The sequence below is a fragment of the Mycolicibacter sinensis genome (assembly GCF_001673565.1).
Taxonomy (GTDB): Bacteria; Actinomycetota; Actinomycetes; order Mycobacteriales; family Mycobacteriaceae; genus Mycobacterium; species Mycobacterium sinense_C.
The window spans coordinates 1-790 of sequence record NZ_LZMF01000111.1 but is presented as its reverse complement, the minus strand read 5'-3'; the positions used below and the strand labels follow the sequence as shown (position 1 = coordinate 790).

The following is a 790-nucleotide window of genomic DNA, read 5'->3' as shown; positions in this document are numbered from 1 at the left end:
CGGTGTTCGTGTTCTCGGGTCAGGGTTCGCATTGGGCGGGGATGGGTCGTCGGTTGTTGGCTGATGAGCCGGTGTTTGCTGCGGCTGTTGAGCAGTTGGAGCCGGTGTTTGTCCGCGAGGTGGGTTTTTCGCTGCGTGAGGTGATTGCCTCGGGTGCGGAGATTTCCGGTGATGCGCAGGTGCAGCCGGTGATCATGGGGTTGCAGTTGGCGTTGGCGGCGTTGTGGCGTTCCTATGGGGTGGTTCCGGATGCGGTGATCGGGCATTCGATGGGGGAGGTCTCGGCGGCGGTGGTGGCCGGGGCGTTGACCCCGGAGCAGGGCCTGAAGGTGATTGCGGTGCGTTCGGCGTTGATGTCGCGGCAGGCCGGTCAGGGTGCGGTGGCGTTGTTGGAGTTGGATGCGGCGGCCACGCTGGAGTTGTTGGCGGATTATCCGCAGGTGGCGGTGGCGGGGTATTTGTCGCCGCGGCAGACGGTGGTGGCGGGTTCGCCGGTTGATGTGGATGCGGTGATTGCGGCGGTGGCCGCTCGGGAGCGGTTTGCTCGGCGGGTCAATATGGAGGTGGCCTCCCATACCGCGTTCATGGATCCGATTCTGGGGGAGTTGCGTGCGCAGTTGGCCGGGGTGGTTCCGGTGCCGCCGCAGATCCCGTTTATTTCCACGGTGGTCGATCCGGCCGGGCCGGCTCCGGTGCTCGACGCCGACTATTGGGCCAACAACGTGCGCCAACCCGCCCGGGTCAGCCAGGCCATCGGTGCCGCGGCGGAGAAGTACGGCACCTTCATCGA

General features: G+C 65.9%; 1 protein-coding gene. It reads left to right on the top strand.

What is annotated here, in order from left to right:
* On the top strand, window positions 1-790 hold a 790-nt coding region (locus tag A5648_RS15840), incomplete at both ends, for an acyltransferase domain-containing protein (RefSeq protein ID WP_131810582.1).